Source organism: Microbispora rosea (genome assembly GCF_900156315.1).
Lineage (GTDB): Bacteria > Actinomycetota > Actinomycetes > Streptosporangiales > Streptosporangiaceae > Microbispora > Microbispora rosea.
Map to the genome: position 1 here is coordinate 275,899 of NZ_FTNI01000001.1, position 23,063 is coordinate 298,961.

23 protein-coding genes and 1 riboswitch are annotated in these 23,063 nt (G+C 73.3%); of the genes, 14 read left to right on the forward strand and 9 right to left on the reverse strand.

The genetic code is table 11. From position 1 onward, the window contains the following. Positions 1 to 38 precede the first annotated feature (38 nt). Complete coding sequence (gene aroF, locus BXA11_RS01285; RefSeq protein WP_076432032.1) at positions 39 to 1,097, reverse strand: 3-deoxy-7-phosphoheptulonate synthase; 1,059 nt, start codon at positions 1,095 to 1,097, stop codon at positions 39 to 41. A gap of 251 nt (positions 1,098 to 1,348) precedes the next feature. Between aroF and BXA11_RS01290 the strand changes: the two genes are divergently transcribed. Both BXA11_RS01290 and BXA11_RS01295 read left to right on the forward strand, forming a co-directional pair. Beyond that, positions 1,349 to 1,969: a molybdopterin-dependent oxidoreductase gene (locus BXA11_RS01290; protein ID WP_076432034.1), complete on the forward strand. Its 621-nt coding sequence runs from the start codon at positions 1,349 to 1,351 to the stop codon at positions 1,967 to 1,969. A gap of 27 nt (positions 1,970 to 1,996) precedes the next feature. Then, a complete protein-coding gene (locus tag BXA11_RS01295; RefSeq protein ID WP_076432441.1) occupies positions 1,997 to 3,139 on the forward strand; it encodes a sensor histidine kinase in 1,143 nt (380 codons plus the stop codon). Between the two features lie 49 nt (positions 3,140 to 3,188). Here BXA11_RS01295 and BXA11_RS01300 read toward each other — a convergent pair whose 3' ends face one another. Next, positions 3,189 to 4,556: a sensor histidine kinase gene (locus BXA11_RS01300; protein ID WP_076432036.1), complete on the reverse strand. Its 1,368-nt coding sequence runs from the start codon at positions 4,554 to 4,556 to the stop codon at positions 3,189 to 3,191. 214 nt (positions 4,557 to 4,770) lie between these two features. Between BXA11_RS01300 and BXA11_RS01305 the strand changes: the two genes are divergently transcribed. Then, positions 4,771 to 5,499, forward strand: a complete 729-nt coding sequence (locus BXA11_RS01305) for a LytR/AlgR family response regulator transcription factor (RefSeq protein WP_030508946.1) — start codon at positions 4,771 to 4,773, stop codon at positions 5,497 to 5,499. A gap of 32 nt (positions 5,500 to 5,531) precedes the next feature. Here the strand turns inward: BXA11_RS01305 and BXA11_RS01310 are convergent, their stop codons facing one another. After that, a complete protein-coding gene (locus BXA11_RS01310; protein ID WP_030508947.1) occupies positions 5,532 to 6,113 on the reverse strand; it encodes a TetR/AcrR family transcriptional regulator in 582 nt (193 codons plus the stop codon). 77 nt (positions 6,114 to 6,190) lie between these two features. On the opposite strand from BXA11_RS01310, the gene BXA11_RS01315 reads away from it, so the two are divergent. Together BXA11_RS01315 and BXA11_RS01320 are read left to right on the forward strand one after the other, a co-directional pair. After that, positions 6,191 to 7,135, forward strand: a complete 945-nt coding sequence (locus BXA11_RS01315; RefSeq protein WP_076432038.1) for an ATP-binding cassette domain-containing protein — start codon at positions 6,191 to 6,193, stop codon at positions 7,133 to 7,135. Beyond that, the gene (locus BXA11_RS01320) at positions 7,132 to 7,959 is read left to right on the forward strand and encodes an ABC transporter permease (protein ID WP_076432040.1); all 828 of its coding nucleotides are present in this window, start codon (positions 7,132 to 7,134) and stop codon (positions 7,957 to 7,959) included. The genes BXA11_RS01315 and BXA11_RS01320 overlap by 4 nt, the downstream gene beginning before the upstream one ends. A gap of 444 nt (positions 7,960 to 8,403) precedes the next feature. Here the strand turns inward: BXA11_RS01320 and BXA11_RS01325 are convergent, their stop codons facing one another. Continuing rightward, positions 8,404 to 9,243: a deoxyribonuclease IV gene (locus tag BXA11_RS01325; RefSeq protein WP_076432042.1), complete on the reverse strand. Its 840-nt coding sequence runs from the start codon at positions 9,241 to 9,243 to the stop codon at positions 8,404 to 8,406. A gap of 186 nt (positions 9,244 to 9,429) precedes the next feature. Here BXA11_RS01325 and uraD point away from each other — a divergent pair, with 186 nt between their 5' ends. The 9 genes from uraD to alc all read left to right on the forward strand — a co-directional run bounded on the left by uraD (position 9,430) and on the right by alc (position 17,547). After that, positions 9,430 to 9,903: a 2-oxo-4-hydroxy-4-carboxy-5-ureidoimidazoline decarboxylase gene (gene uraD, locus BXA11_RS01330; protein WP_076432044.1), complete on the forward strand. Its 474-nt coding sequence runs from the start codon at positions 9,430 to 9,432 to the stop codon at positions 9,901 to 9,903. Continuing rightward, complete coding sequence (gene uraH, locus BXA11_RS01335) at positions 9,900 to 10,247, forward strand: hydroxyisourate hydrolase (protein WP_030508952.1); 348 nt, start codon at positions 9,900 to 9,902, stop codon at positions 10,245 to 10,247. Before uraD ends, uraH begins: the two co-directional genes overlap by 4 nt. A gap of 1 nt (position 10,248) precedes the next feature. Further along, a complete protein-coding gene (gene pucL, locus BXA11_RS01340) occupies positions 10,249 to 11,121 on the forward strand; it encodes a factor-independent urate hydroxylase (protein ID WP_076432046.1) in 873 nt (290 codons plus the stop codon). Between the two features lie 3 nt (positions 11,122 to 11,124). Beyond that, entirely contained in the window at positions 11,125 to 11,982 is an 858-nt protein-coding gene (locus BXA11_RS01345) for an FAD binding domain-containing protein (protein WP_076432048.1), read from the forward strand. Next, positions 11,982 to 12,482: a (2Fe-2S)-binding protein gene (locus BXA11_RS01350; protein WP_076432050.1), complete on the forward strand. Its 501-nt coding sequence runs from the start codon at positions 11,982 to 11,984 to the stop codon at positions 12,480 to 12,482. The genes BXA11_RS01345 and BXA11_RS01350 overlap by 1 nt, the downstream gene beginning before the upstream one ends. A 98-nt stretch (positions 12,483 to 12,580) precedes the next feature. Then, positions 12,581 to 13,948: an 8-oxoguanine deaminase gene (locus tag BXA11_RS01355; protein WP_030508956.1), complete on the forward strand. Its 1,368-nt coding sequence runs from the start codon at positions 12,581 to 12,583 to the stop codon at positions 13,946 to 13,948. Between the two features lie 43 nt (positions 13,949 to 13,991). Next, positions 13,992 to 15,173 carry a glycerate kinase gene (locus BXA11_RS01360; RefSeq protein WP_076432443.1) on the forward strand — a complete coding sequence of 394 codons (1,182 nt, stop codon included), beginning with the start codon at positions 13,992 to 13,994 and terminating at the stop codon, positions 15,171 to 15,173. Between the two features lie 107 nt (positions 15,174 to 15,280). Next, positions 15,281 to 16,573, forward strand: coding sequence for an allantoinase AllB (gene allB / locus BXA11_RS01365; RefSeq protein WP_244303561.1), 1,293 nt, complete (start codon positions 15,281 to 15,283; stop codon positions 16,571 to 16,573). Further along, positions 16,570 to 17,547, forward strand: a complete 978-nt coding sequence (gene alc, locus BXA11_RS01370; protein ID WP_076432052.1) for an allantoicase — start codon at positions 16,570 to 16,572, stop codon at positions 17,545 to 17,547. The genes allB and alc overlap by 4 nt, the downstream gene beginning before the upstream one ends. Before the next feature lie 103 nt (positions 17,548 to 17,650). On the opposite strand, the gene BXA11_RS01375 is transcribed toward alc, so the two are convergent. The 5 genes from BXA11_RS01375 to thiO form a co-directional block, all read right to left on the reverse strand. Beyond that, positions 17,651 to 18,400 (reverse strand): NUDIX hydrolase, encoded by a 750-nt coding sequence (locus BXA11_RS01375; RefSeq protein WP_204053481.1) that lies wholly within the window; start codon positions 18,398 to 18,400, stop codon positions 17,651 to 17,653. Positions 18,401 to 18,572: 172 nt separating this feature from the next. Next, on the reverse strand, positions 18,573 to 20,633 hold the full coding sequence (gene pknB / locus BXA11_RS01380; RefSeq protein WP_076432054.1) for a Stk1 family PASTA domain-containing Ser/Thr kinase: 2,061 nt from the start codon (positions 20,631 to 20,633) through the stop codon (positions 18,573 to 18,575). Positions 20,634 to 20,843: 210 nt separating this feature from the next. After that, positions 20,844 to 21,608, reverse strand: coding sequence for a thiazole synthase (locus BXA11_RS01385; protein WP_076432056.1), 765 nt, complete (start codon positions 21,606 to 21,608; stop codon positions 20,844 to 20,846). Between the two features lie 2 nt (positions 21,609 to 21,610). Then, a complete protein-coding gene (thiS, locus tag BXA11_RS01390) occupies positions 21,611 to 21,811 on the reverse strand; it encodes a sulfur carrier protein ThiS (protein ID WP_030508963.1) in 201 nt (66 codons plus the stop codon). Further along, a complete protein-coding gene (thiO, locus tag BXA11_RS01395) occupies positions 21,808 to 22,944 on the reverse strand; it encodes a glycine oxidase ThiO (RefSeq protein WP_076432058.1) in 1,137 nt (378 codons plus the stop codon). Before thiO ends, thiS begins: the two co-directional genes overlap by 4 nt. Then, positions 22,933 to 23,043: riboswitch (TPP riboswitch) on the reverse strand. Its footprint overlaps the gene before it by 12 nt. Between the last annotated feature and the right edge of the window lie 20 nt (positions 23,044 to 23,063).

Below are 23,063 nucleotides of genomic sequence, written 5' to 3' on the forward strand. Positions count from 1 at the left end.
TTCCCGGGCCCCGGCGGACCGGTCCGGCCGGGACGGGGTCAGGCGGGGATCGGGGACGCCGCCGTCGCGCCGGCGGTCGTGACGGTCGCGGTGCGGCCCACCAGCGGGGGGAAGTCGCGCATGACGGCCGCGAGGTCGTCCAGGTCGCCGTTCACCAGGGCCTGCGGGCCGTCGCACAGGGCCTGCTCGGGGTGGGGGTGCACGTCGACGATCAGGCCGTCCGCCCCGACCGCGACGGCGGCCCGCGACAGCGGCAGCACGAGGTCGCGCCGGCCGCCGGAGTGCGACGGGTCCACGATCACCGGCAGGTGCGACAGCCGCTGGACGACCGGGACCGCCGAGATGTCGAGCGTGTTGCGGGTGGCGGGCTCGTAGGTGCGGATGCCGCGCTCGCACAGCACGATGTCGAGGTTGCCGCGCTGGGCGACGTATTCGGCCGCCATCAGCCACTCCTCGATGGTCGCCGTCATGCCCCGCTTCAGCATGACCGGCTTGCCGGCCGCGCCCACGGCCTGCAGCAGCGCGAAGTTTCCCGCGTTGCGGGTGCCGACCTGGAGCATGTCGGCGTACGACGCGACGAGCGCCACGTCGTGGGCGTCCACGACCTCGGTGACGATCGGCAGCCCGGTCTGCTCGCGCACCTCGGCCAGGATGCGCAGGCCCTTCTCGCCCAGCCCCTGGAAGGCGTACGGCGAGGTGCGCGGCTTGTAGGCGCCGCCGCGCAGCAGCGTCGCGCCCGCCGCCTTGGCCATCAGCGCGGCCTCCAGCGTCTGCTCCGGCGTCTCGACCGCGCACGGGCCCGCGATCAGGGTGACGGTGTCCGGGCCGATCGGCACGCCGCGCACGGTCACCGTGGAGCGCTGGGGATGGTTCTCCCTGCTCACGAGCTTGTACGGAGTGGAGACCCGCACGACGTCCGCGACGCCCGGCATGGCGCGCAGGTTCAGTGTGGCGAACTGCTCGACGTCGCCGATGAGGCCGACGATCGTGCGGTTCACGCCGCGGCTCGCGAACGCCTGCCCTCCGGCGGCGGCCACGACGCCGGCGATCGCCTCGACGTCGTCCTGCGTTGCCTCGGGGGTCATGACGATGACCATGGTGACTCCTGTCGCTGTGAACGGTGCGGGTCCGGAAAAACGACGAAGGCCCCGGGTCCGTGTGGACCCGGGGCCTTCGTTCGCCGTGGCTGTCAGCGCAGCGCATGGAGGCGATCGGTCCTCACGGGTCCGTCGCCATACCAAAACGACCAAGCGGTGCGCATGTGACGCAATATAGCGCACGCTTCCTTGATCGTGCCGCATTCGCACGCCCGGGGGCCGGTGCGGTCGTCCTCCGGGCGGATGGCAGGATGGCGTGCGTGCCGGAGAACCCTGAGGAGGAGACGCGCCTGCCGCCGGGCCAGTACGTCCCGCGCGGACGGCCCGTCGTCCACTACGGGCGGGTCCCGGCGTTCCGCCCCGAGACATGGCGTTTCCAGGTTTTCGGCGCCACGGCCTCGGGCCGGGTCCACGAGTTCTCGTGGGAGGAGTTCTCCGCGCTGCCCAGGATTACGGTCGTCGCGGACTTCCACTGCGTCACCAAGTTCTCCCTGATGGGCAACGAGTGGGGTGGCGTTCCCACATCGGCGCTGCTCGACCGCGTCCCCCCGGCGCCGGGCGTGCGCCACGTCATGGTGTGGGCCGAGTACGGCTACAGCGCCAACATGCGCATGTCGGACTTCGACCGCCCGGCCACGCTGTTCGCCACACACCTCGACGAGGCCCTGCTGTCCCCCGAACGCGGCTATCCCGTACGGATCGTGGTGCCGCACCTGTACGCCTGGAAGAGCGTGAAGTGGGTGCGCGCGGTCGAATACCTGACCGAGGACCGGCGCGGCTTCTGGGAGGAGCGCGGCTACCACAACGTGGCCGATCCCTGGAAGGAACAGCGCTACTCATACCAGGAGGACCCGGGCGACGGCCCTCCGTGAGGCCGCCGAGCGGCTACGGTGTCCGGCGTGTCTTCAGCCGTCTGGGTCACGCTGTGCGCGCTCTGCGGGGTCTGCGGCGGCGTGCTGGCCCGCACCCTCGCCTGCCGCGGGCCCGCCCCCGGCGAACTGCGGGGGGAGGGGACGTTCCTCGCCCTGCGCGTCGCCGGGCTGGCGGCCGGCTCGCTGCGCGGCGGGCTGACCCGCGGCTCCGCCCGCCGCGCCGCACGGCACCTGCGGACGTTGCTCGGCACGGCAGGACTCGTGGTCGCCACGAGCGACCGCGTCCTGGCCAGGGACGGCACGGGCGCGCCGGCGGATGAGGCGGTCCTCGCGGAGGTGCGCGCGACCATGGAGGGCGGCAGGCCGCGCCTCGTCTCCGCCCCGGGCGGCGACCGGCACGGAGTGGTCGTCCCCCTGACCGTGGAGGGCAGGGCGGTCGGCGCGCTCGCGGCGTACGACGCCGAGATCGGCACCGGCCTGGTGCGCACGGCCGCCGAGGTGGGCCGCTGGATGTCCGGCCAGCTCGAACTCGCCGAGCTCGACGCCTCCCGCAGGCGCACCCTGGAGGCGGAGGCGCGGGCCCTGCGGGCGCAGATCTCGCCCCACTTCGTGTACAACTCGCTGACCACGATCGCCTCATTCGTCCGGACCGATCCCGAGCGCGCCCGCGAGCTGCTGCTCGACTTCGCCGACTTCATCCGCTACGCGCTGCGCCGGGCGGCCGACTTCACCTCGCTGGCCGACGAGCTGAGCTGCGTGGACCGCTACCTGCTGCTGGAGCAGGCGAGGTTCGGCGACCGGCTGCGCTTCACCGTCCAGGTCGCTCCCGAGGTGCTGCGGGTCGACGTGCCGTTCCTGTGCCTGCAGCCCCTGGTGGAGAACGCCATCAAGCACGGCATGCCGGGGGAGGTCCGGGTCGTGATCAGGGACGCCGGGCCGGAGGCGCACATCTGGGTCGAGGACGACGGCGTCGGCATGGACCCCGAACATCTGCGGGCCGCGCTCGCCGAGGAGAGCAGCGGGATCGGGCTGAGCAACGTGGACCTGCGCATGCGCCACCTCTACGGCCAGGACTACGGGCTCATGGTCGAGACGGCGCCCGGCAAGGGGACCCGCATCCGGCTGCGCATTCCCAAGGCCCGCTCCCGCCCCGTCCCGGCCCGCTCCTGAACCCCGGCGGGGAACCGGCCGGGGAGCGGGGGCGACGGCGACCCGGGGCTCAGCCGGTCAGGATCGGAAGCCGGAGGACGAACCGCGCGCCGCGCGGGGAGTCCTCGACGCACAGGCTGCCCTCGTGCGCCACCGCGATCGCCCGGCACAGGGCCAGGCCGAGGCCGCTGCCGTGGGGATCGAGGCGCCGCCCCGCCTCCAGCCGGATGAAGGGTTCGAAGATGCGCTCCCTGTCCTTCTCGTCGACACCGTCGCCGTCGTCCTGCACGACCACCCGCGCGTGGGCTCCGGCGCGCTCGGTGCTCACCTCCACCTGACGGGTGGCATGGCGCTGCGCGTTCACCAGCAGGTTCGTCACGATGCTGGCCAGCTGCACGCGGTTGCCGAGGACCTGGACGTCCGGCTCGGTCCTGCTGCGCACCGGCACGCCCGTGGTGCGCGCCGCCGCCTCGGCGCGTACGAGCGCTCCGAGGTCGACCGGCTCGGCCGAGCACGGCGTGTTGCGCAGCCGGGCGAAGGCGAGCAGTTCATCGATGATCTGCTGCATGCGCTCGGCGGCCGGCAGCGCCCTGACGATCGCCTCCCGTGGGTCGATCTCCGGGAAGAGCAGCGCCTCCTCCAGCCCCGTGCGCAGGCCGGTGAGCGGGGACTTGAGCTCGTGGGACACGATGGCGGCGAACTCCCGTTGCCGCGTGACCGCCGACTCCAGCCGGTCGAGCGTCTGGTTCGCGGTGCGGGCCAGCCGGGCGACCTCGTCGTGGCCGGACGACTGCGGCACCCGCATGGACAGGTCATTCGCGGTGATCTCCGACATCCGCTGCCGGATCGCGTCGATGGGGCGCAGGATGCGGCCCGTCCCCCGCCAGGTCGTCCACGTCCACAGGGCCACCAGCAGCACTCCGCCGACGCCGACGAGGAGCTCCAGCCTCCGCCCGCGCAGGGCGGGCGGCTGGTCCGTGCCGGCGTAGACGAAGTGGGGCTCGCCCTGCCAGAGCTCCCCGGACTGCAGCGACGGGACTCGGGCGGCGGTGAGCATGACGCACCTCTCGCTGCTGGGGCACTCGGTCACGTCGTGGATGCGGTTCTCCTCGGTCGGCCTGACCGTGCTCAGCGGCCGATCTCCGGCCATGGGCCCGGCCGTCACCACCCGGCCCCGCGAGTCGACGAGCTGGACGAGCGGGGCCCGCGCCGTCGGCGTCGGCGCCGGAACCTGCCCGCGTTCCATCAGGCCGATCCACTCGGTCGCGACCCGGCGGGTCTCCCTGAAGATCTCGGCTTCGAGCCGGTGCCGGACGAGCAGGCACAGGCCGACGCCGATCACCACGGCGAGGAGTACGGACACCGTCGCCACGGTCAGCGTCACACGCGCCTGGATGGAGTTGGAGAGAGGAGGGAGCGTGACCGGCCTTATGCTCATCCAAGTTCCTCGTTGGCTTGGTCTTGTTGTCAACGGTAAGCGGCCCTAGTAGACAAAATGGCTGCTAGACGCCCAAAGCCGGATAGTTCTACCTAGTCTTGGCCTGGACCTTGCCTCGGAATCGCGGGTGATGGTGGCGGAGAGTATCGGGAATGTCACCTACCGCTCAGTCACCTCTTGCGCGGAGGGCTGAACACGCGGCACGGTGGACGCCATGCTGCGTGTCCTCGCGGTGGACGACGAGGTCCCCGCCCTGTCCGAGCTCGCCTTCCTGCTCCGCCAGGACGCCCGGGTGGAGCACGTGAGCACGGCGACCGACGGCGGGGCCGCCCTGCACGACATGGTCCAGATGATCGCCGACGGGGAGCGCCTCGACGGCGTCTTCCTCGACGTGCGCATGCCGGGCCTCGACGGCCTCGACCTTGCCCGGCTCATCGGCGGGTTCCCCGCGCCTCCCCGCCTGGTCTTCGTCAGCGCCCACGACTGCGCGGTCCAGGCGTTCGAGCTGGAGGCCGTGGACTACCTGCTCAAGCCCGTACGCCCGGAACGCCTGGCGGAGGCCGTACGCCGGCTCTCGGCCGCCGTCGCGCCACCCGGCGCGGAGGAGGACCTGGAGACGATCCCGGTCGAGCTCGGGGGCCGCACGAAGTTCGTGGCCCGGCAGGACGTGTGCTACGCCGAGGCCCACGGCGACTACGTCCGCCTGCACACGGCCGAGGCCGTCTACCTCGTACGGATGTCCCTGGCGGCCCTGGAACGCCGCTGGGCGGGCGCCGGGTTCGTCCGGGCCCATCGCAGCACCCTGGTCAACGCCCGGCACGTCAGCGAGCTCCGCTTCGACGCCGGGCGGGTGGTCCTGCAGGTGGGCGGCGAGACGCTGCCGGTGAGCAGGCGGCACACGCGGCAGGTGCGCGAGCAGCTCGTCCGGCAGTTCCGTCCCTGAGCCTGCGCGCGCCACCCGCACCGTAGAGCGCGTCAGGGGCGGGCCGGGGACACGACCATGCCGCTCTCGAAGGCGCGGGTCACGGCGGCGGCGACGCCGTGCCGGGGGAGCAGCCCTTTCTCGGCCGCCTCCCATCCGGTGTAGGTGAGGGCCCACAGCACCTGCTGGATCCACTCGGCGCTGACGCCGGGGTCGAACACGCCCTCGGCCTGGCCGCGCTCGATGAGGGTGACGGTGGTCGGCACCGACAGATCCGGCTCGAAGCAGGCCGTGAACTCCTCGAGCACCCGGGGGTCGCCGAACAGGAACGCCAGGCGGTCCCCGGCGTCCACCAGGGCGGCGATCAGCCTGCGCATCGCCTCGATCGGCGGGCCCTGGTCGATGGCCGCCCCGGCCGTCGATTTCTCCACCACGCGGAAGGAGTCGACGACGGCCGCGTTCACGAGGTCCTGCCGGTCGGAGAAGTAGCGGTGCAGCGTGCTGCGGCCGATCTGGGCGGCTTCGGCGATGTCCGCGAGCGTCGCGCCGCGGTCGCGGGCGAGGACCGAGGCCGCCGCAGCGAGGATGGCACGGCGCGTACGGCTGCGCGTGCCCGATTCCCTGGTGTCGGTCACCTCCGGAAGGCTAGCAGCGCCTCCATTAGGAGACGATCGAGGTTGATAATGAGACATCGAAGTCTCATTATGAGGTGATGAACTCTTACTCAATCGTCGCCGAGGGGCTGGGCAAGCGCTTCGGCGACACCACGGCCCTCGACGGGTTCGACCTGAGGGTCGCCGGCGGGAGCGTGTGCGCGCTTCTCGGCCCGAACGGCGCGGGCAAGACCACCGCCGTCCGCGTGCTCACCACGCTGGCGCGGCCGCACTCCGGCCGCGCGCTCGTGGCCGGGTTCGACGTCGCGCGCCGACCGGCCGAGGTGCGCCGCCGCATCGGCCTGGCCGGGCAGGAGGCCGCCGTGGACGAGATCCTCACGGGACGGGAGAACCTCGAGATGTGGGGGCGGCTCCACCACCTCGGCGCGGCGGCCGCGCGACGTCGCGCCGGCGAGCTCCTGGAGCGGTTCGGGCTGGCCGAGGCGGCCGACCGGCGGGTCAGGCACTACTCCGGCGGCATGCGGCGGCGTCTCGACCTGGCCGCCGCGTTCATCCAGGCCCCGCGCGTGCTCTTCCTGGACGAGCCGACCACCGGGCTCGACCCCCGCAGCCGCACGGAGGTCTGGCGCACCGTGCGCGCCCTGGCCGACGCCGGCAGCACCGTGCTCATGACGACGCAGTACCTCTTCGAGGCCGACCAGCTCGCCCGGCAGATCGCGGTGATCGACGGGGGGCGCGTGATCGCGGACGACACCCCCGAGCGCCTGAAGTCGCTGATCGGCGGCGACCACCTCGACCTCGTCGTGCGCGATCCCGCCCGCCTCGGCGACGCCGCCGCCGTCCTCGCGGGGGTCGCGCAGGCCGAGCCCGTGGCCGACGCGGACGCGCGCCGCCTGACCGCCCCCGTGCGCGACCGCGTCGCGGCGCTCACCACGGTCGTGCGCGAGCTGGAGCGGCGCGGAATCGAGGTCGAGGACGTCTCCCTGCGCCGTCCGACGCTGGACGAGGTGTTCCTGAGCCTGACGGCGGAGGCGGCCGCGTGAGCGCCCTCGCCGCCCCGGACGCGCCGCCTCGGTGGAGCGAGCGGCTGCGCTGGACGCTCTCGGACGCGTCGGTCATCGCCCGCACCAACCTCACGCACTGGGTCCGCAACCCGGCCGCGGTCCTCAATCTGACGCTGTATCCGATCGTCATGGTCGTGCTGTTCGGCTACGTCCTCGGCAGCGCGATGAACGTCGCGGGCGGCGGCGACTACCGCGAGTTCCTCATGCCGGGCATGTTCTCCCAGACGATGGCGATGGGGGTGATGACCACGATGACGGTGGTCAGCCTGCAGACCGCCCGCGGGGTGACCGACCGCTACCGCTCGACGCCGATCTCGCGGCCCGGCGTGGTGCTCGGCCGCGCCTTCGCCGACATCGTCAACTCGGTGCTCGAACTGCTGATCCTGCTCGCGTGCGGCCTGGTCGCCGGATGGAGCTGGCACCGGGGGATCGGCGACGCCCTGGCCGCCGTGGGCCTGCTCCTCCTGCTGCGCTTCGCGCTCATCTGGGTGGGGATCTACCTCGGGCTGGCGCTCACCCCGGAGGCGGCGAGCGCGGCCTGGCTGCCGCTGCTGCCGCTCACGATGCTGGCCAACACCTTTGTGTCCCCGGCGCTCCTGCCGGGCTGGCTCGGGGCGATCGCGGAGTGGAACCCGCTGTCGGCGACGGTCGCCACCTGCCGGATGCTGTTCGGCAACCCCGGCTGGCAGGGCGACTCCTGGGCCGCCGAGCACGCCCTCACGCTGGCGATCGGCTGGCCGCTGCTGATCACGCTCGTCTTCCTGCCCCTGTCCGCCCGCCGCTACCGCCGCCTGGGCGGCTGAGCTGCGCACACTCGTCGGGTGCGCGCGGCTGGACCGGGGGCGCCTTCGCGCGCCCCGATCTACCGCTCGTCGTCTTGAGGGGCCCGCTCGTCGCGCGGGAGCGGGCCGCATGGCGCTAACTAGAGACCGCTCGTCCGAAGGGCCATCCCGCCCCCCGACTACACCTCGTAGTCTTTCGCACGTCGCAAGACACGCGGGGTAATCACAAAGTGAGCAGGTTGTCACCGAATGGTTACCATGCGGGGCCCTACTCGGGGGGGAAGGGCCCCGCCAACGCGTACCGGGGGGTGCGCGGCGATCCGGCCATACGGGGGCGCCGGATCGCCGCGAACGCCCCGGCCCGGCGCACCCCATCCGCTCGTCCCGGAAGGGCCGCTGCCCCCGGACGCCCGGTCCTCGCCGTGGCCCGGTGACCGCTGGGGCCCGGTGACCGGAACGCGCTGGTCAGTCGCCGCGCAGCTTCTTGAGCAGTTCGATGTCCTCGCGGTGCTTTTCCACCTTGCCCGGTGTCTCGATGCAGACGGGCACCCCGGCGGCCGTGGGGTGGCGCATCAGCTCGCCGAACGCCTGGGCGCCGATGTGCCCGACTCCGATGTTCTCGTGCCGGTCCCGCTTGGAGCCGCAGGGGTCCTTCGAGTCGTTGGCGTGGATCAGCTTGAGCCGGCCGGGGGCGACGTCGTTCAGCGCGTCCATCATCTCCTTCACCCCGCCCGGCGCGGCCAGGTCGTGTCCCGCGGCGAAGGCGTGGCAGGTGTCGAGGCACACGCCGACCTTGGGGTGGTGGTCCAGGGCCTCCAGATAGGGGCCGAGGTCCTGCACGGTCGCGCACAGCATCTGGCCCTGGCCCGCCATCGGTTCGAGCAGGAGGTCGGGGCCGTCGTCCCCAAGCTCGTCCAGCACCGGCAGCAGGTGCTCGTGGATCTGGCGCATGGCGGCCTCGCGCGACTGGCTCACGGCGGAGCCGGTGTGGACGACCACGCCGAGCGCGCCGGTCTCGGCGCCCCTGCGCAGGGTGTGGCGGATCACCGCGATCGACTTCTCCAGGGTCTCCCGCGTCGGCGACCCGCAGTTCACGAGATAGGCGGCGTGCAGGAAGACCGGTACGCCCGACTCACGGAGCTTGGCGTCCTCCGTGGGGTTTCCCTCGCTGAGCGCCCAGCCCCGCGGGTTGGTGACGAAGACCTGGATCATCTCCGCGCCGATGTCGGCCGCGTACTTCAGCCCGCCCTTGGCGAGACCGCCGGCGACGAAGACGTGTCCGCCGATGAGATTGGAAGGAGTCATGATGCCCCCCAGATTATTGGCACAGAGCGTTGGCACAGAGTGTTGGCACGGGCATTGGCACAGGACGTCGGCGCAGGCCGATGCCGCCCCCTTGTCACAACGTACAAAGCGGCCCCCGGAGCAGGGCGCCCGGTTCGGACTTCGCGCCGCTGGATTCGCCCCGGGCCCGGCGGTTGACTGACGGGCATGCGCGAACTCAGCCGGGAGGACCTGCGGTCCTGCTGCGCCTCCGCCAGGTGGGTGGAGGCGGTCGCCGCACGCGGGCCGTTCCGCGATCCCGACGGGCTCCGGCGCGCGAGCGAGGCCGCTCTCTCGGCGCTGACCTGGGACGACGTGCTGGAGGCGCTGGCGGCGCACCCGCGGATCGGTGAGCGGCCCGACGGCGCGGGACGCGAGGCCGCGTGGTCGCGGTCCGAGCAGTCCGGGACCGCGGACGCCAGTCGGGAGGTGCTCGGCGCGCTCCGCGAGGGCAACGCCGCCTACGAGAGCCGCTTCGGTCACGTCTACCTGGTCTGCGCGACGGGCCGGGAGGCCGGCGAACTGCTGGCGCTGCTGCGCGACCGGCTCGGCAACGACGAGGAGACCGAGCGCAAGGTCGTCAGGGACGAGCTGTCGAAGATCGTCGCGTTGCGGCTGGCCAAGCTCTGGGAGGGCCGGTGAGCCTTTCGACGCACGTGCTCGACACCGCGGCGGGGCGGCCGGCCAAGGACCTGTTCGTACGGCTGTCGCGGCGCGCCGCGCACGGGTTCGTGCCGGTGGCGGAGGGCCGCACCGACGGCGACGGCCGCATCCGGGAGTGGACCCCGCTGGGCCGGGAGTGGGACCCGGCCGGGGATCCGCGCCCGGGGACCTACCGGCTCGTGTTCGACACCGGCGCCTACCTGGGGGACGAGGCGTTCTTCCCCGAGGTGAGCGTCGTGTTCTCCATCCGGGAGGCCGGCGAGCACTACCACGTGCCGCTGCTGCTGAGCCCGTTCGCCTATTCGACCTACCGGGGGAGCTGACGTGGCCGTTCTGGGGCCGAACAGGTATGGCAAGGCCGAGACGCGAGTCGTGCGGGTGACCCGGCACGGCGACGCCCACCGGATCAAGGACCTCACGGTCAGCACGTCGCTGTCGGGCGACATGACCGAGGTGCACCTGAGCGGGGACAACTCCGCCGTCCTGCCCACCGACACGCAGAAGAACACGGTCTTCGCGTTCGCCAAGAAGCACGGCGTCGGGGCGATCGAGGACTTCGCGCTGCTGCTGGCGCGTCATTTCGCGGACTCCCAGCCCGCGATCCACCACGCCCGGGTCGCCGTCGAGGAGCACGCCTGGGAGCGCAACGGCGCGTTCGGGCACTCGTTCGTCCGCGCGGGCCGCGAGGTCCGCACCTGCGTGGCCCACTACGACGGGACCACGGCGTGGGTGGTCTCCGGCCTGCGCGATCTCGTCGTGCTCAACACGACCAACTCCGAGTTCTGGGGCTTCGCCAAGGACGAGTACACGACGCTGCCGGAGACCCGCGACCGCGTCCTGGCCACCGCCGTGGACGTGGCGTGGCGGCACGCGGACGCCTCCCAGGACGTGACACAGGACTGGGACAAGACCTACGAGAACGCGCGGGCCGCCCTCCTCGCGGCCTTCGCCGACACCTACAGCCTGTCGCTGCAGCAGACGCTGTACGCCATGGGCACCCGGGTGCTGGCCGAGTGCCCGGGGGTCTGCGAGGTGCGGCTGTCGCTGCCCAACAAGCACCACTTCCTGGTGGACCTCGCGCCCTTCGGGCTGGACAACGACGGCGAGGTCTTCTTCGCCGCCGACCGGCCGTACGGGCTGATCGAGGGCACGGTGCTGCGCGAGGACGCGCCCGCCGCCGGCCCGGCCTGGGAGTAGCCGATGGACTTCCTGCGACCGCCGACCTGGCCGGACGCCCTGGCGCTGAAGGCCGAGCGGCCCGAGGCGACGCCGATCCAGGGCGGCACCGACGTCATGGTGGAGATCAACCTCGACAAGGGCCGTCCCGCCGCCCTGCTCGATCTCACCCCGATCCCCGAGCTCCGGGAGTGGTCGCGGGAGGGCGGCGAGATCCGCGTGGGCGCGGGCGTGACCTACTCCCGGCTGATCGCCGAGCTCGGGACCGACCTGCCCGGCCTGGCCCAGGCCTCCCGCACGGTCGGGTCGCCGCAGATCCGCAACCGGGGCACGGTCGCGGGCAACCTCGGCGCGGCCTCGCCCGCGGGCGACAGCCATCCGCCGCTGCTGGCGTGCGGCGCGGTCGTGGAGGCCGAGTCGGTGCGCGGCACCCGGCTGATCCCGATCCGGGAGTTCTACACCGGCGTGAAGCGCCACGCCCTCGCTCCCGACGAGCTGATCCGCGCCGTGCGCGTCCCTGTCGCCACCGGCCCGCAGTACTTCTCGAAGATCGGCACCAGGAACGCCATGGTGATCGCGGTGTGCTCGTTCGCGGTCGCCGTCGACCCGGGCGAGCGGCGGGTGGGCACCGGCATCGGCTCGGCCGCGCCGACCCCGCGCCACGCCCCGCAGGCCGAGGACTTCGCGTCGGGGAGACTGGACTGGGACGGCCACGGCCCGCTCGATCCCGGCGTGGCGCGCCGCTTCGGCGAACTCGTGGCCGCGTCCGCCGCGCCGATCGACGACGTGCGGGGCCGCGCCGCCTACCGCACGCACGCGCTGGCGGTGATGGCGCGCCGCGCGCTGGGCTGGGCCTGGGACGACTTCAGGGGGAGCGCGTGATGAGGGTCAACGTGACCGTGAACGGCCGCCCGATGACGGCCGACGACGTGTGGGAGGGCGAGAGCCTGCTGTACGTCCTGCGCGAGCGGCTCGGCCTGCCGGGCGCCAAGAACGCCTGCGAGCAGGGCGAATGCGGCTCCTGCACGGTCTATCTAGACGGCGCCCCGGTCTGCGCGTGCCTGGTCGCCGCCGGGCAGGCGGAGGGACGCGAGGTGGTGACGGTCGAGGGGCTGGCCGTCGGAGGCGGGCCCTCCGGTGAAACCGGTTTGCACGAGGTGCAGCGCGCGTTCGTGGACGCGGGGGCCGTGCAGTGCGGGTTCTGCACCCCCGGTCTCGTCGTCCAGGCCCACGCGCTGCTCGCGGGCGCCGAGGGGGTGCCGCCGGACGCCGACATCCGGGAGGCCCTGGCCGGCAACCTGTGCCGCTGCACCGGGTACGAGAAGATCCTCGACGCGGTCCGCCTCGCCGCCTCCCGCCGCCACCCCCACCCCCCGCCGTGATCTTGTAGTTTGTCGCACTCACGCGCCGCCACCTGCGCCGGAACCCTCCGTGATCATGCAGAAAATCGTGCTCACCGCACCCGACCAGGGAGTCTCCATTGCGTGATCTCGCACCACGAGGAGTGGTCATCGAGAACGCCTACGTCGTCCCGGTCGTGGGAGAGGAGATCCCGTCCGGCCACGTCGTGGTGGAGGACGGCCTGATCACCTCGGTCGGCCCCGGCCCGGCGCCGGTCGTGCCGGAGGGGGCGGAACGCGTCGACGCCTCCGGCTGCCTGGCCACTCCCGGCCTGGTCAACACCCATCACCACCTCTACCAGTGGGCGTCCCAGGGGGTGACCCCGGACGGCACGCTGTTCGAGTGGCTGGTGGCCAGCTACCGGCTGTGGGCCCGGATGGACGCCGAGGTGGTGTCGGGCGCCGCGACGGCCGGGCTGGCCTGGCTGGCCCTGTCGGGTTGCACCACCTCCACCGACCACCACTACGTCTTCCCCAAGGGCAGGGGAGACCTCTTCGAGGCGGAGATCGAGGCCGCGCGACGAGTCGGGCTGCGCTTCCACCCCTGCCGGGGGTCGATGGACCGGGGGGCCTCGCAGGGCGGCCTGCCGCCGGACGAGGTCGTGGAGGACGTCGACGAGATCCTCCGGGCCACCGACGACGCGATCCGGAAATATCATGATCCGTCGTTCGGGTCGATGCTGCGCGTCGCGGTCGCCCCCTGCTCGCCGTTCTCGGTCAGCGGGGAGCTCATGACCCGTTCGGCCGAGCTCGCCCGCTCCCACGGCGTACGGCTGCACACGCACGTGGCGGAGACGGCCGACGAGGACGAGCACTGCAGGGAGCAGTTCGGCGTGCTGCCCGTCGAATACCTCGACCGGCTCGGCTGGCTGGGCCCCGACGTGTGGCTGGCCCACTGCGTCCACCTGACCGACAAGGACGTGCGGCGCTTCGGCGAGACCGGCACGGGTACGGCCCACTGCCCGTCGTCCAACGGACGCCTCGGCGCGGGCATCGCCCGCATCTCCGACCTGCTGGCCGCGGGCGCGCCGGTCGGGCTCGGCGTCGACGGCGCGGCGTCCAGCGAGATGACCCCGCTGGCCGGGGAGATCCGCATGGCCGTGCTCATGCAGCGGGCCCGGTACGGCCCGCGCGCGCTGACCGCCCGCCAGGCCCTGGAGATGGCCACGCTCGGCGGCGCCCGCTGTCTAGGCCGGGAGGCGGAGATCGGCTCACTGGAGCCCGGCAAGCTCGCCGACGTGGCGCTGTGGCGGCTCGGCGGCTTCCACGCCGCGATCGACGATCCCGTCGTCGCGTTCGCGTACGGCCCGACCCCGCCGCTCGCCCGGCTGCTCGTGGGCGGCAGGACCGTCGTGGACGGCGGCGAGCTGCGCACCGTGCCCGGAGAGGAGGCCGCGCGGGCCGGGGCCGCCGCCCATCGCAGGCTCACCACCATGGATCATGTCTGAAACGTTCCCGGACACGATCGAAGGGCCACAGGTGAGCCACACCATGACAGGACACGTCGTCATCGCGCCGGACAAGTTCCGGGGGTCGCTGACCTCGCCCGAGGTGGCCGCGCACGTGGCCGCGGGATTGGGTGACGTCCCCGTCGTCGAGCTGCCGGTGGCCGACGGGGGTGACGGCACCGTGGACGCGGTCGTGGCGAGCGGGTTCACCCGGGTCGAGACGGAGGTGACCGGGCCGGTCGGCGATCCGGTCCGGGCGAGCTACGCCGTGCGCGACGAGCCCGGCGCACGGGCCGCCGTGATCGAGCTGGCCGAGGCGTCCGGCCTGCGCCGGATCCCAGGCGATCCGGCGCCGCTGACCGCCACCAGCCGCGGAACCGGCGAGCTGATCGCCCACGCCGTACGGCACGGCGCGACGCGGATCGTGCTCGGCCTGGGCGGCAGCGCCTGCACCGACGGCGGCGCTGGCATGGCCCAGGCCCTCGGCGTGCGGCTGTTGAACGCGGCAGGAGACGAGCTGCCCGCGGGCGGGGCCGCTCTGCGCGACCTGCACAGCATCGACGCCTCCGGCCTGCTGCGCGGGTTCGAGGTGATCGTGGCGAGCGACGTGGACAACCCGCTGCTCGGGCCGTACGGCGCGGCGGCGGTGTACGGCCCCCAGAAGGGCGCGAGCCCGCAGGACGTGGCCGTGCTGGAGGCCGGGCTGGCCCGGTTGGCGGCCGTCGCCGCGCACACCCACGGCCTGGCGGGCGCCGCCGAGCACGACGGCGTGGTGCGGGCGATGGGGGTGGCCGGGCGGCCGGGGGCGGGCGCCGCCGGCGGGGTGGGCTTCGGCGCGCTGACGTTCCTCGGCGCGGAGATCCGGCCCGGCATCGGCTATCTGCTGGACCTTGTGGAGTTCGACCGCCACGTGGAGGGAGCCCGGCTGGTGATCACTGGTGAGGGCTCGATCGACGAGCAGACCCTGCGCGGCAAGGCTCCGGTGGGCGTCGCCGCCGCGGCGGCCAAGCACGGCGTGCCGGTCGTGGCCGTCTGCGGGAGGCGCACCGTCGGCGACGACGAACTGCGCGCGGCCGGCATCCAGGCGGCGTACGCGCTGACCGACGTCGAGCCCGACGTGCGGCGGTGCATGGCCGAGGCCGGGCCGCTTCTCGAACGGCTCGCGGCCCGGATCGCCACCGCGCATCTGGTGCAAGATCACAAACAGACAATGCCCAGGTCGTGAGGGGAGAGGCGGGTTTCGTGCATGATCACGAAGGTGATCGCCGCAGGTCGGCGGCATGGTCTGCGACAAACTACAAGATCACGGGGGGAGGGGGGGAGTACGACCTGGTGGTGAGGTCCCGGCGGACCGTCACCCCGGAGGGGGAGCGTCCACTGGCCGTCGCCGTGCGCGGCGGCGTGATCGCGGCCCTGCGCCCATACGACGAGCCGCCGGCGGCGGCGGAGTCCGCCGACCTCGGCGACCTGCCGCTGCTGCCCGGGCTGGTCGACTCCCACGTGCACGTCAACGAGCCCGGCCGCACCCACTGGGAGGGCTTCGCGACCGCCACCAGAGCGGCGGCGGCCGGGGGCGTGACCACCATCGTGGACATGCCGCTCAACTCCCTGCCGCCGACCGTGGACGTGGCGGCTCTGGAGGTCAAGCGGAAGGCCGCCGAGGGCCGGTGTCACGTGGACGTCGGCTTCTGGGGCGGCGCGATCCCCGGCAACCTCGCCGGCCTCCGGCCCCTGCACGAGGCCGGGGTGATGGGCGTCAAGTGCTTCCTGTCCCCGTCCGGAGTGGACGAGTTCCCCGCGCTCGACCGCGACGGGCTGCGGGCCGCGCTGGCGGAGGTTGCGTCGTTCGACGGCCTGCTGATCGCCCACGCCGAGGACCCCGGGCTGCTGGCCGAGCCCGGCGGCCCCGCGTACGACGACTTCCTCAGGTCCCGCCCGCAGGAGGCCGAGCGCAGGGCCGTCGAGCAGGTGATCGCCCTCGCGGCGGAGACCGGCGCGCGGGCGCACATCGTGCACGTGTCGGCCGCCGCCTGCGTCGAACCGCTGCGCGCCGCCCAGTCGGCCGGGGTGCGCGTCACCGCCGAGACCTGCCCGCACTACCTGACCCTGGCGGCCGAGCAGGTCACCGGTCCCGCCTACAAGTGCTGCCCGCCGATCCGGGAGGCCGCCAACCGCGACGCGCTGTGGCGAGCGCTCGCCGACGGCGTGCTCATGGGGATCGTCTCCGACCACTCCCCGTCGACGCCCGACCTCAAGGTGCCCGACTTCGCCGCCGCCTGGGGCGGGATCTCCTCGCTTCAGGTCGGCCTGCCCGTCGTGTGGACCGCCGCCCGCGCCCGCGGCCACGGCCTGGCCGACGTGGCGCGCTGGATGGCCGAGGGACCGGCCCGCCTGGCGGGCCTGCCGCACAAGGGGGCGATCAGGGAGGGCAACGACGCCGACCTCGTCGCCTTCGACCCCGACGCCGGGTTCACCGTGGACGTCGCGGCGCTCCACCACCGCAACCCGGTGTCCCCTTACCACGGCGCGCGGCTGGCGGGCGTGGTGCGCACCACCTGGCTGCGCGGCACGCCCGTCGATCTCGCCACGCCGCGCGGCCGGCTGCTGACGAGGGGAGCGCGATGACCGGCTTCACCCGCCTGCCCGACCTCGCCCTGCGCACGTACGGCGGGTCGGTCGTGGCCGCCAACGACGAGTCGTTCGCCGAGCGGGAGGCCCTGATCCGGCCGGGACCGGCCGAGTTCCGGCCGCACACCTTCGGGGCCAAGGGGCAGGTCTACGACGGCTGGGAGACCCGGCGGCGGCGCGAGCCCGGCCATGACTGGGCGATCGTGCGGCTCGGCCTGCCGGGGATCATCAGGGGCGTGGTCGTGGACACCGCGTGGTTCCGCGGCAACTACCCGCCGTACGCGTCGGTCGAGGCGTGCGCGGCCGAGGGCTACCCCTCGCCGGAAGAGCTGGACGGCTGGGTGGAGATCGTGCCGAAGAGCTCGCTGAAGGGCGACGCGGTCCACGAGTTCGGCGTGACCGACCCTCGCCGCTTCACCCACGTGCGGCTGAACATCTTCCCCGACGGCGGCGTCGCGCGGCTGCGGGTCCACGGGCGGGTCGTGGCCGACCGGGCGTTCCTGGAAGGCCTCACCGTCGACCTCGCCGCGCTCGAGAACGGCGGTCTCGTGACGGCGTGCTCCGACGAGTTCTACTCCTCGCCGAACAACGTCCTCGCGCCCGGCCTGGCCCGCAACCAGGCCGAGGGCTGGGAGACCGCCCGCCGCCGCGACGGCGGCAACGACTGGCTCGTGGTCGCCATGGCCGGGCCGGGCCGGGTGGCGGTCGCGGAGATCGACACGACCAACCTGGTGTTCAACGCCCCCGGCTGGGCGTCGCTGAAGGGGGCGGACGCGGATCGGACGCCGCTGGAGGACGAGGACGCCTGGTTCCCGCTGCTGCCCAGGACCCGCCTGCAGCCCGACACCCGCCACCGCTTCCGCCTCGACGACGACCGCCGGATCACCCACGCCCGGCTCGACATCTACCCCGACGGGGGACTCGCCCGCCTCCGCCTCCTCGGCACCCTCGCCCCCTGGTCCCCGCCCTGACGCCGGGCTTCACGATTCACGCTCAGGAGCGGGCACCGCACCGCCGGTGAGTGGGGCGGCGGCCGAGGGCGCGCGGGCGGCGACCCGGGGCGTTCGGGAGCGATCACGACCGCCGCGCGGCGTACCGGCGGACGACCGGTTCCAGGTAGTCGGCGTGGGGCCCGCTGAGCCGCGCGAGCTCGGCGGGGGAGCGGACGAGGGTGATCCGGTCCAGCTCCGGGTCGCGGCCCAGAGCCGTCTCCGACGCCACGAGATCCGCGAATCGTTCGTGCAGGAACGGCGCGGGCCGGGGCGGAGCGAGGAACAGGACACCGGCGCTTCCGCCCTCGTCCCGGATGACCAGCCACAGGGTCAGTTCATCGGGCGCCGTATCGGCGCCGATCTCCTCGGCCAGTTCCCGAGTGGCGTGCCGGCGCAGGGCGGCCGTATCGAGGAGCCCGTCGTCCTCGGGAGGTTCGGCGGAACCGCCCGGCAGTTGCCAGCGGCCCGGAGCGGCCGTCCACGAGGACATCCGCACCACCAGGAGGCGCCCGTCGTCCGTCGGCTGCACGACGTTGACGAACAGGGACGGCAGCCACACCGCGGCGCCCGGGACACGGCGCAGGGCATGGAGCCGGTAGGTGGTCCGTGCCCACATGATGACCAGGCCGTCCGGATCATCCCGTCGCAGTCCCGCGCATGACACGGCCGGTCCGTCGAAGAGGGCCGGATTCGCCCGCACCGCCTCATCCCACGCGCGGTTCACGGCCGCCTGCTCGTCGGGCGGGATCCGCGGCGCGGCGGCTTCGACGAGGCGGAGCCGGCGAGTCTCCAGGAGTTCGACGCCGGCGGGTGCCGGCAGAGCCTCGCTCACCGGCCCATGTTCGCACGAGCACCACCCGCCGGAGGCGACTCGCACGCGCACGCGACTCGTCAGGGGCTCCTGTCACCGCTCCCCGCAGGCGTCGCCGGCCGGGCTCCGCACCGTGGAACGGCCTCGGAGGACTCCGCGACCGGTACGGCGGCGGGAACGCCCGTCCCAGGCGTCAGTGCCAGATCGTGATGGTGGTGCCCGGCGGCTGCTGGCCGAGCGGATTCTCGCCGACCACGCGGTCGGTGCCCACCAGCCTGCGGGTCTTGACGTTGAAGCCGGCCGCCTTCAGCTCGTTCACCGCGTCCTTGATGGCCTTGAAGCGCACGTCGGGCACGTTGACGACGGCGGGCGGGCTCTGGCCGGGGTCGGCGGGGTTGACCTCCCACGGCCAGTGGAAGCCCTGGTCCGGGCCGCGTGAGGCCGTCAGGTGGACGGTCGCCCCGGCCACCACCTCGGCGCCGCCGGGCGGGTCCTGGGCGATCACCGTGCCCGGCGGGGCGTCGTCGGTGGTCTCGTCGATCTGGACGTTGAAGCCCTTCTCCCGCAGGAACTTCTCCGCCTGGTCGCGCATCATCTGCGTGACGTCCGGCATCAGCAGTCCGGCGCTGACGACGAAGTTGACCGTGCTGCCCTTCTTGACGCGCTTGCCCACCGGCGGGTTGGTGCGGATGACCTGGTCGCGGGGGATGGTGTCGCTCGCGCTCTTGCTCACCCGCCCGGGGGTCAGCCCGGCATCGGCGATCTTCGCGCGGGCGTCCGTAAGGCTGAGCTTCTCGACTATCGGCACGGTGATCAACTGCGGACCGGCCGACGGGATCAGGGTGAGCACCGAGCCCTTGACCACCTCGGCGCCCGCTCCCGGATCGGTGTCGAGGACGATGTCCTTCGGCACCTTGTCGTCGAACCGCGCCTCGCCGACCCGGACCTCGAAACCGGCCTGCTGCGCCACCTGCCTGGCGACGGTGACGGGCTTGTTCACCAGGTCGGGGACCTTCGTGTAGCGGCCCTGGGAGAACCACCAGCCGGTGAAGGCGATGCCCGCCAGCATGACGACGGCCAGCGCGGCGACGAACCAGACGGGCCTGATCCTGCCGCGTCCCCGGCGTCGCCCCGTCTCGGCCCGGCCGGTCAGCAGTTCCGAGCGCGGCTGGATCATCGTGTGGCCGAGCGGTGAATCGGGCTCGGCGAGCGCGTGCTGCCCTGTGCCAAACGACCCAGTGCCCAGCGACCCAGTGCCCAGCGACCCGGTGCCAAGCGACCCTGTGCCGAACGGCGAGGAACCGCCGGCCGGCGGGATGGTCCGGTGCGCGCCCGTCCGTACGCCGCTGTGGGCGCCGGTGTCCGGGGCCCCGTGGCGCGCGGCGTGCGCACCGGTGTTCCCCGTCTTCGGCAGCGTGCGGTGGATCTCGACGGCGGCGACGAGCATGGCGGTCGCGTCCGCCGGGCGCCCGGCGGGGTCCTTGTCGGTGGCCGCGGCGACGAGCGCGTCGATCACCGGCGGCGCGTCGGGCACGATCGAGGACGGCGGGGGGACGGTCTCGTGCACGTGCCGGTACGCGACCGACATCGGCGTCTCGCCCGTGTACGGCTGCCGGCCGGTGAGCAGCTCGAAAAGCATGATCCCGGCGGCGTACACGTCGCTGCGCGCGTCGGCCATGCCGGTCGTGACCTGCTCGGGCGACATGTAGCCGATCGTGCCGATCATCATGCCGGTCTTGGTCTGGTTGGTCGCCTCGATCGCGCGGGCCAGGCCGAAGTCCACGACCTTCACCCGGCCGTCGTCGGCGAGCAGCACGTTCTCGGGCTTGACGTCGCGGTGGATGAGCCCGGCCTGATGGGCCGCGCCGAGGGCGGCGAGCACCGGGATGACCATCTCCAGGGCCTCGCGGGCCGGGAGACGGCCGCGCCGGCGAAGGACGTCGCGCAGCGTCCGGCCGGGGACGTACTCCATCGACAGGTAGACGTGCGCCCCGTCGGTGCCCTGGTCGAAGACCTGCACGATGTTGGGGTGCGAAAGGCTGGCCACCGACTTGGCCTCGCCGATGAACCGCCGCACGAAATGCGGGTCCTCGGCCAGCGAGCGGTGCATCACCTTGACGGCGACCGTGCGGTCGAGCCGGACGTCCAGAGCCAGGTAGACGGAGGCCATGCCACCCCGGGCGATCCGGGACTCGACGCGGTATCGCCCGTCGAGCAACTGCCCCACGAGCGGGTCGGTTAGCGTCGTGTCCACTCGCCAGAGTTTACGGGTGATTTGCCGCCGGGCGTGTTCCCGAATCCCAAACCGAGACCTATTCGGCCGCCTCCCGCGCCGTCCGAAAAGCCATGCCGATTCCGAAAACCGGGCTTACCAGACGAGGGACCGGCCGCCGTCCGCCCCGCCCGCGCAGACGTTCGGGGCGGACGGGCGAGGGGAGGACGGCTGGTCGCGGCGGTGGCGGATTCAGGACGCGCGAGCGGGGGAGGACGCCTCGGCGTAGCGGCGGCGCGGGATGCGCCCGGCGAGACGGGCGAGCCGCCCGGCCGTGACCGCCTGCCGCATGGCCGCGGCCATCAGGCCGGGCCGGTGCGCCCGCGTCACGGCACTCGCCAGCAGCACGGCGTCGCAGCCCAGCTCCATCGCCAGCGCGGCGTCGCTGGCCGTGCCGATGCCGGCGTCGAGGATCACCGGCACCGTGGCGGCCTCGACGATCAGCTCGATGCTGTGCGGGTTGCGGATGCCCAGCCCTGAGCCGATCGGGGCGCCGAGCGGCATCACCGCCGCGCACCCGGCGTCCTGGAGCCTGCGGGCCAGCGCCGGGTCGTCGCCGATGTACGGCAGCACCGTGAAACCGTCGGCGACCAGCCGCTCGGCGGCGTCGAAGGTCTCGATCGGGTCGGGCAGCAGGGTCCGCTCGTCCGCGATGACCTCCAGCTTGACCCAGTCGGTCTCCAGCGCCTCGCGGGCCAGGCGGGCGGTCAGCACCGCCTCCCCGGCGGTGAAGCAGCCCGCCGTGTTCGGCAGCACCTTGATGCCGCGAACGCGCAGCAGCTCGAGCACCGAACCGCGGGACTCCGGGTCGAGCCTGCGCATCGCGACGGTCGTCAGCTCGGTGCCGGAGGCCTCCAGCGCCTGGTCGAGCACCTCCAGCGACGGTGCGCCGCCGGTGCCCATGATGAGCCGCGAGGTGAACTTCTCCCCGCCCAGCACGAGGACGTCGTCGGTCATGCTCACCCTCCCTGCACGGCCGTGAGCACTTCGACGCCGTCGCCGTCGGCGACCTGGGTGGAGTCCCAGGCGCTCCGGCTCACGACTTCGCCGTTCAGCGCCACCGCGACCCCCGACGTGAGGGCCGTGAGGGTCCGTACGGCGTCGCCGATCGTGGCGCCGTCCGGCAGTTCGGCCGCGCTTCCGTTGATCGTGACTTTCATTGGCTGAATCTCCCTGGATCGCAGAACCGGGCGACCGGGGGCACCTCGTCGCCGGTGAGGAACGCGGCGACGGCGTCGGCGGTGACCGGGGACAGCAGCACCCCGTTGCGTCCGTGCCCGGTCGCCGCGAGCACGCCGGGCGGCCCGGCGGGACCGATGAGCGGCAGGTTGTCGGGCGTGCCCGGGCGGAAGCCGGTCGTCGTCTCGGCCAGTTCGAGCTCGGTGATGCCGGGCACCAGTTCGCGGGCGTCGCGCAGCAGCTCGTACACGCCTCCGGCGGTGACCCGCGCGTCGTACCCCATCTCCTGGGTGGTGGCGCCCAGGGTGATCTCTCCGTCGCCGCGGGGGACCAGGTAGGCGGGGGAGCCGTGCACCAGCCCCCTGACGCACCGGGTGAGGAAGCCCCGTGGCCCGCGCAGCCGGAGGATCTCGCCCTTGACCGGGCGCACCGGCAGGCCGGGCAGCAGGGACGCCGACCACGACCCGGCCGCCACGACGACCTGGCCGGCCGTGACGGCGCCGCCGGACTCCAGCCGTACGCGGGGAGCGCCCGGCCCCTGGGCGTCGATTCCGGTGACGCGCTCGTTCACCAGCATGCCGCCCGCCTTCTCGAACGCCGCGAGGAGGGCGCGCACGACCCTGCGGGGGTTGACCCAGGCGTCGTCGCGGGCCAGCAGCCCACCGCGTACGGAGGGGGAGAGCATCGGCTCGAAGGAGCGGCACTCGCGCCCGGTGAGCCGCTCGACCCGCAGGCCGAGCGTCCGCTCGAAGGCCGCGAGGTCGTCGAGGACGGCCATGTCGTCCGCGCCGCGGGCGACCTCCAGCGTGCCCTCGGTCCGGTAGTCGAGGTCGGCGCCGGTCTCGTCCTCAAGCTCCGCCCGGAACGCCGGCCAGGCCGCCAGCGACGCGAGACCGAGCCGCAGCAGGGGCTCCTCCGTGTAGGTCACCTCGCTGACCGGCGCGAGCATTCCCGCCGACGCGTGGGTGGCACCGCCTCCGGGCGAGGGGTCGATCACCGCCGCCGACAGGCCGCGCCGGGCGGTGCGCCAGGCCGCGGCCAGACCCGCCACCCCACCGCCCACGATCACGACGTCGTAGCCGGACTGGACGCCGGATGGCGGTGTGCGGGACACAGCGCTCCCTTCGCCGGCATTACCCGGATCAGGTCGGGGCGGTCGAGAGCCTCACGCTCTCCTCTCAGCCCGGTCCGCCGGGCTCCCGCGCGTCTTACCCCAATAAGGGTAGTACGCCG

What these genes read in the sequence shown, in the direction of transcription:
- aroF (WP_076432032.1), bottom strand. Translation starts at nt 1,097, where the DNA reads ATGGTCATCGTCATGACCCCCGAGGCAACGCAGGACGACGTCGAGGCG.
- BXA11_RS01290 (WP_076432034.1), top strand. Translation starts at nt 1,349, where the DNA reads ATGGCGTGCGTGCCGGAGAACCCTGAGGAGGAGACGCGCCTGCCGCCG.
- BXA11_RS01300 (WP_076432036.1), bottom strand. Translation starts at nt 4,556, where the DNA reads ATGAGCATAAGGCCGGTCACGCTCCCTCCTCTCTCCAACTCCATCCAG.
- BXA11_RS01305 (WP_030508946.1), top strand. Translation starts at nt 4,771, where the DNA reads ATGCTGCGTGTCCTCGCGGTGGACGACGAGGTCCCCGCCCTGTCCGAG.
- BXA11_RS01315 (WP_076432038.1), top strand. Translation starts at nt 6,191, where the DNA reads ATGAACTCTTACTCAATCGTCGCCGAGGGGCTGGGCAAGCGCTTCGGC.
- BXA11_RS01325 (WP_076432042.1), bottom strand. Translation starts at nt 9,243, where the DNA reads ATGACTCCTTCCAATCTCATCGGCGGACACGTCTTCGTCGCCGGCGGT.
- uraD (WP_076432044.1), top strand. Translation starts at nt 9,430, where the DNA reads ATGCGCGAACTCAGCCGGGAGGACCTGCGGTCCTGCTGCGCCTCCGCC.
- BXA11_RS01345 (WP_076432048.1), top strand. Translation starts at nt 11,125, where the DNA reads ATGGACTTCCTGCGACCGCCGACCTGGCCGGACGCCCTGGCGCTGAAG.
- BXA11_RS01350 (WP_076432050.1), top strand. Translation starts at nt 11,982, where the DNA reads ATGAGGGTCAACGTGACCGTGAACGGCCGCCCGATGACGGCCGACGAC.
- BXA11_RS01360 (WP_076432443.1), top strand. Translation starts at nt 13,992, where the DNA reads ATGACAGGACACGTCGTCATCGCGCCGGACAAGTTCCGGGGGTCGCTG.
- alc (WP_076432052.1), top strand. Translation starts at nt 16,570, where the DNA reads ATGACCGGCTTCACCCGCCTGCCCGACCTCGCCCTGCGCACGTACGGC.
- BXA11_RS01385 (WP_076432056.1), bottom strand. Translation starts at nt 21,608, where the DNA reads ATGACCGACGACGTCCTCGTGCTGGGCGGGGAGAAGTTCACCTCGCGG.
- thiS (WP_030508963.1), bottom strand. Translation starts at nt 21,811, where the DNA reads ATGAAAGTCACGATCAACGGAAGCGCGGCCGAACTGCCGGACGGCGCC.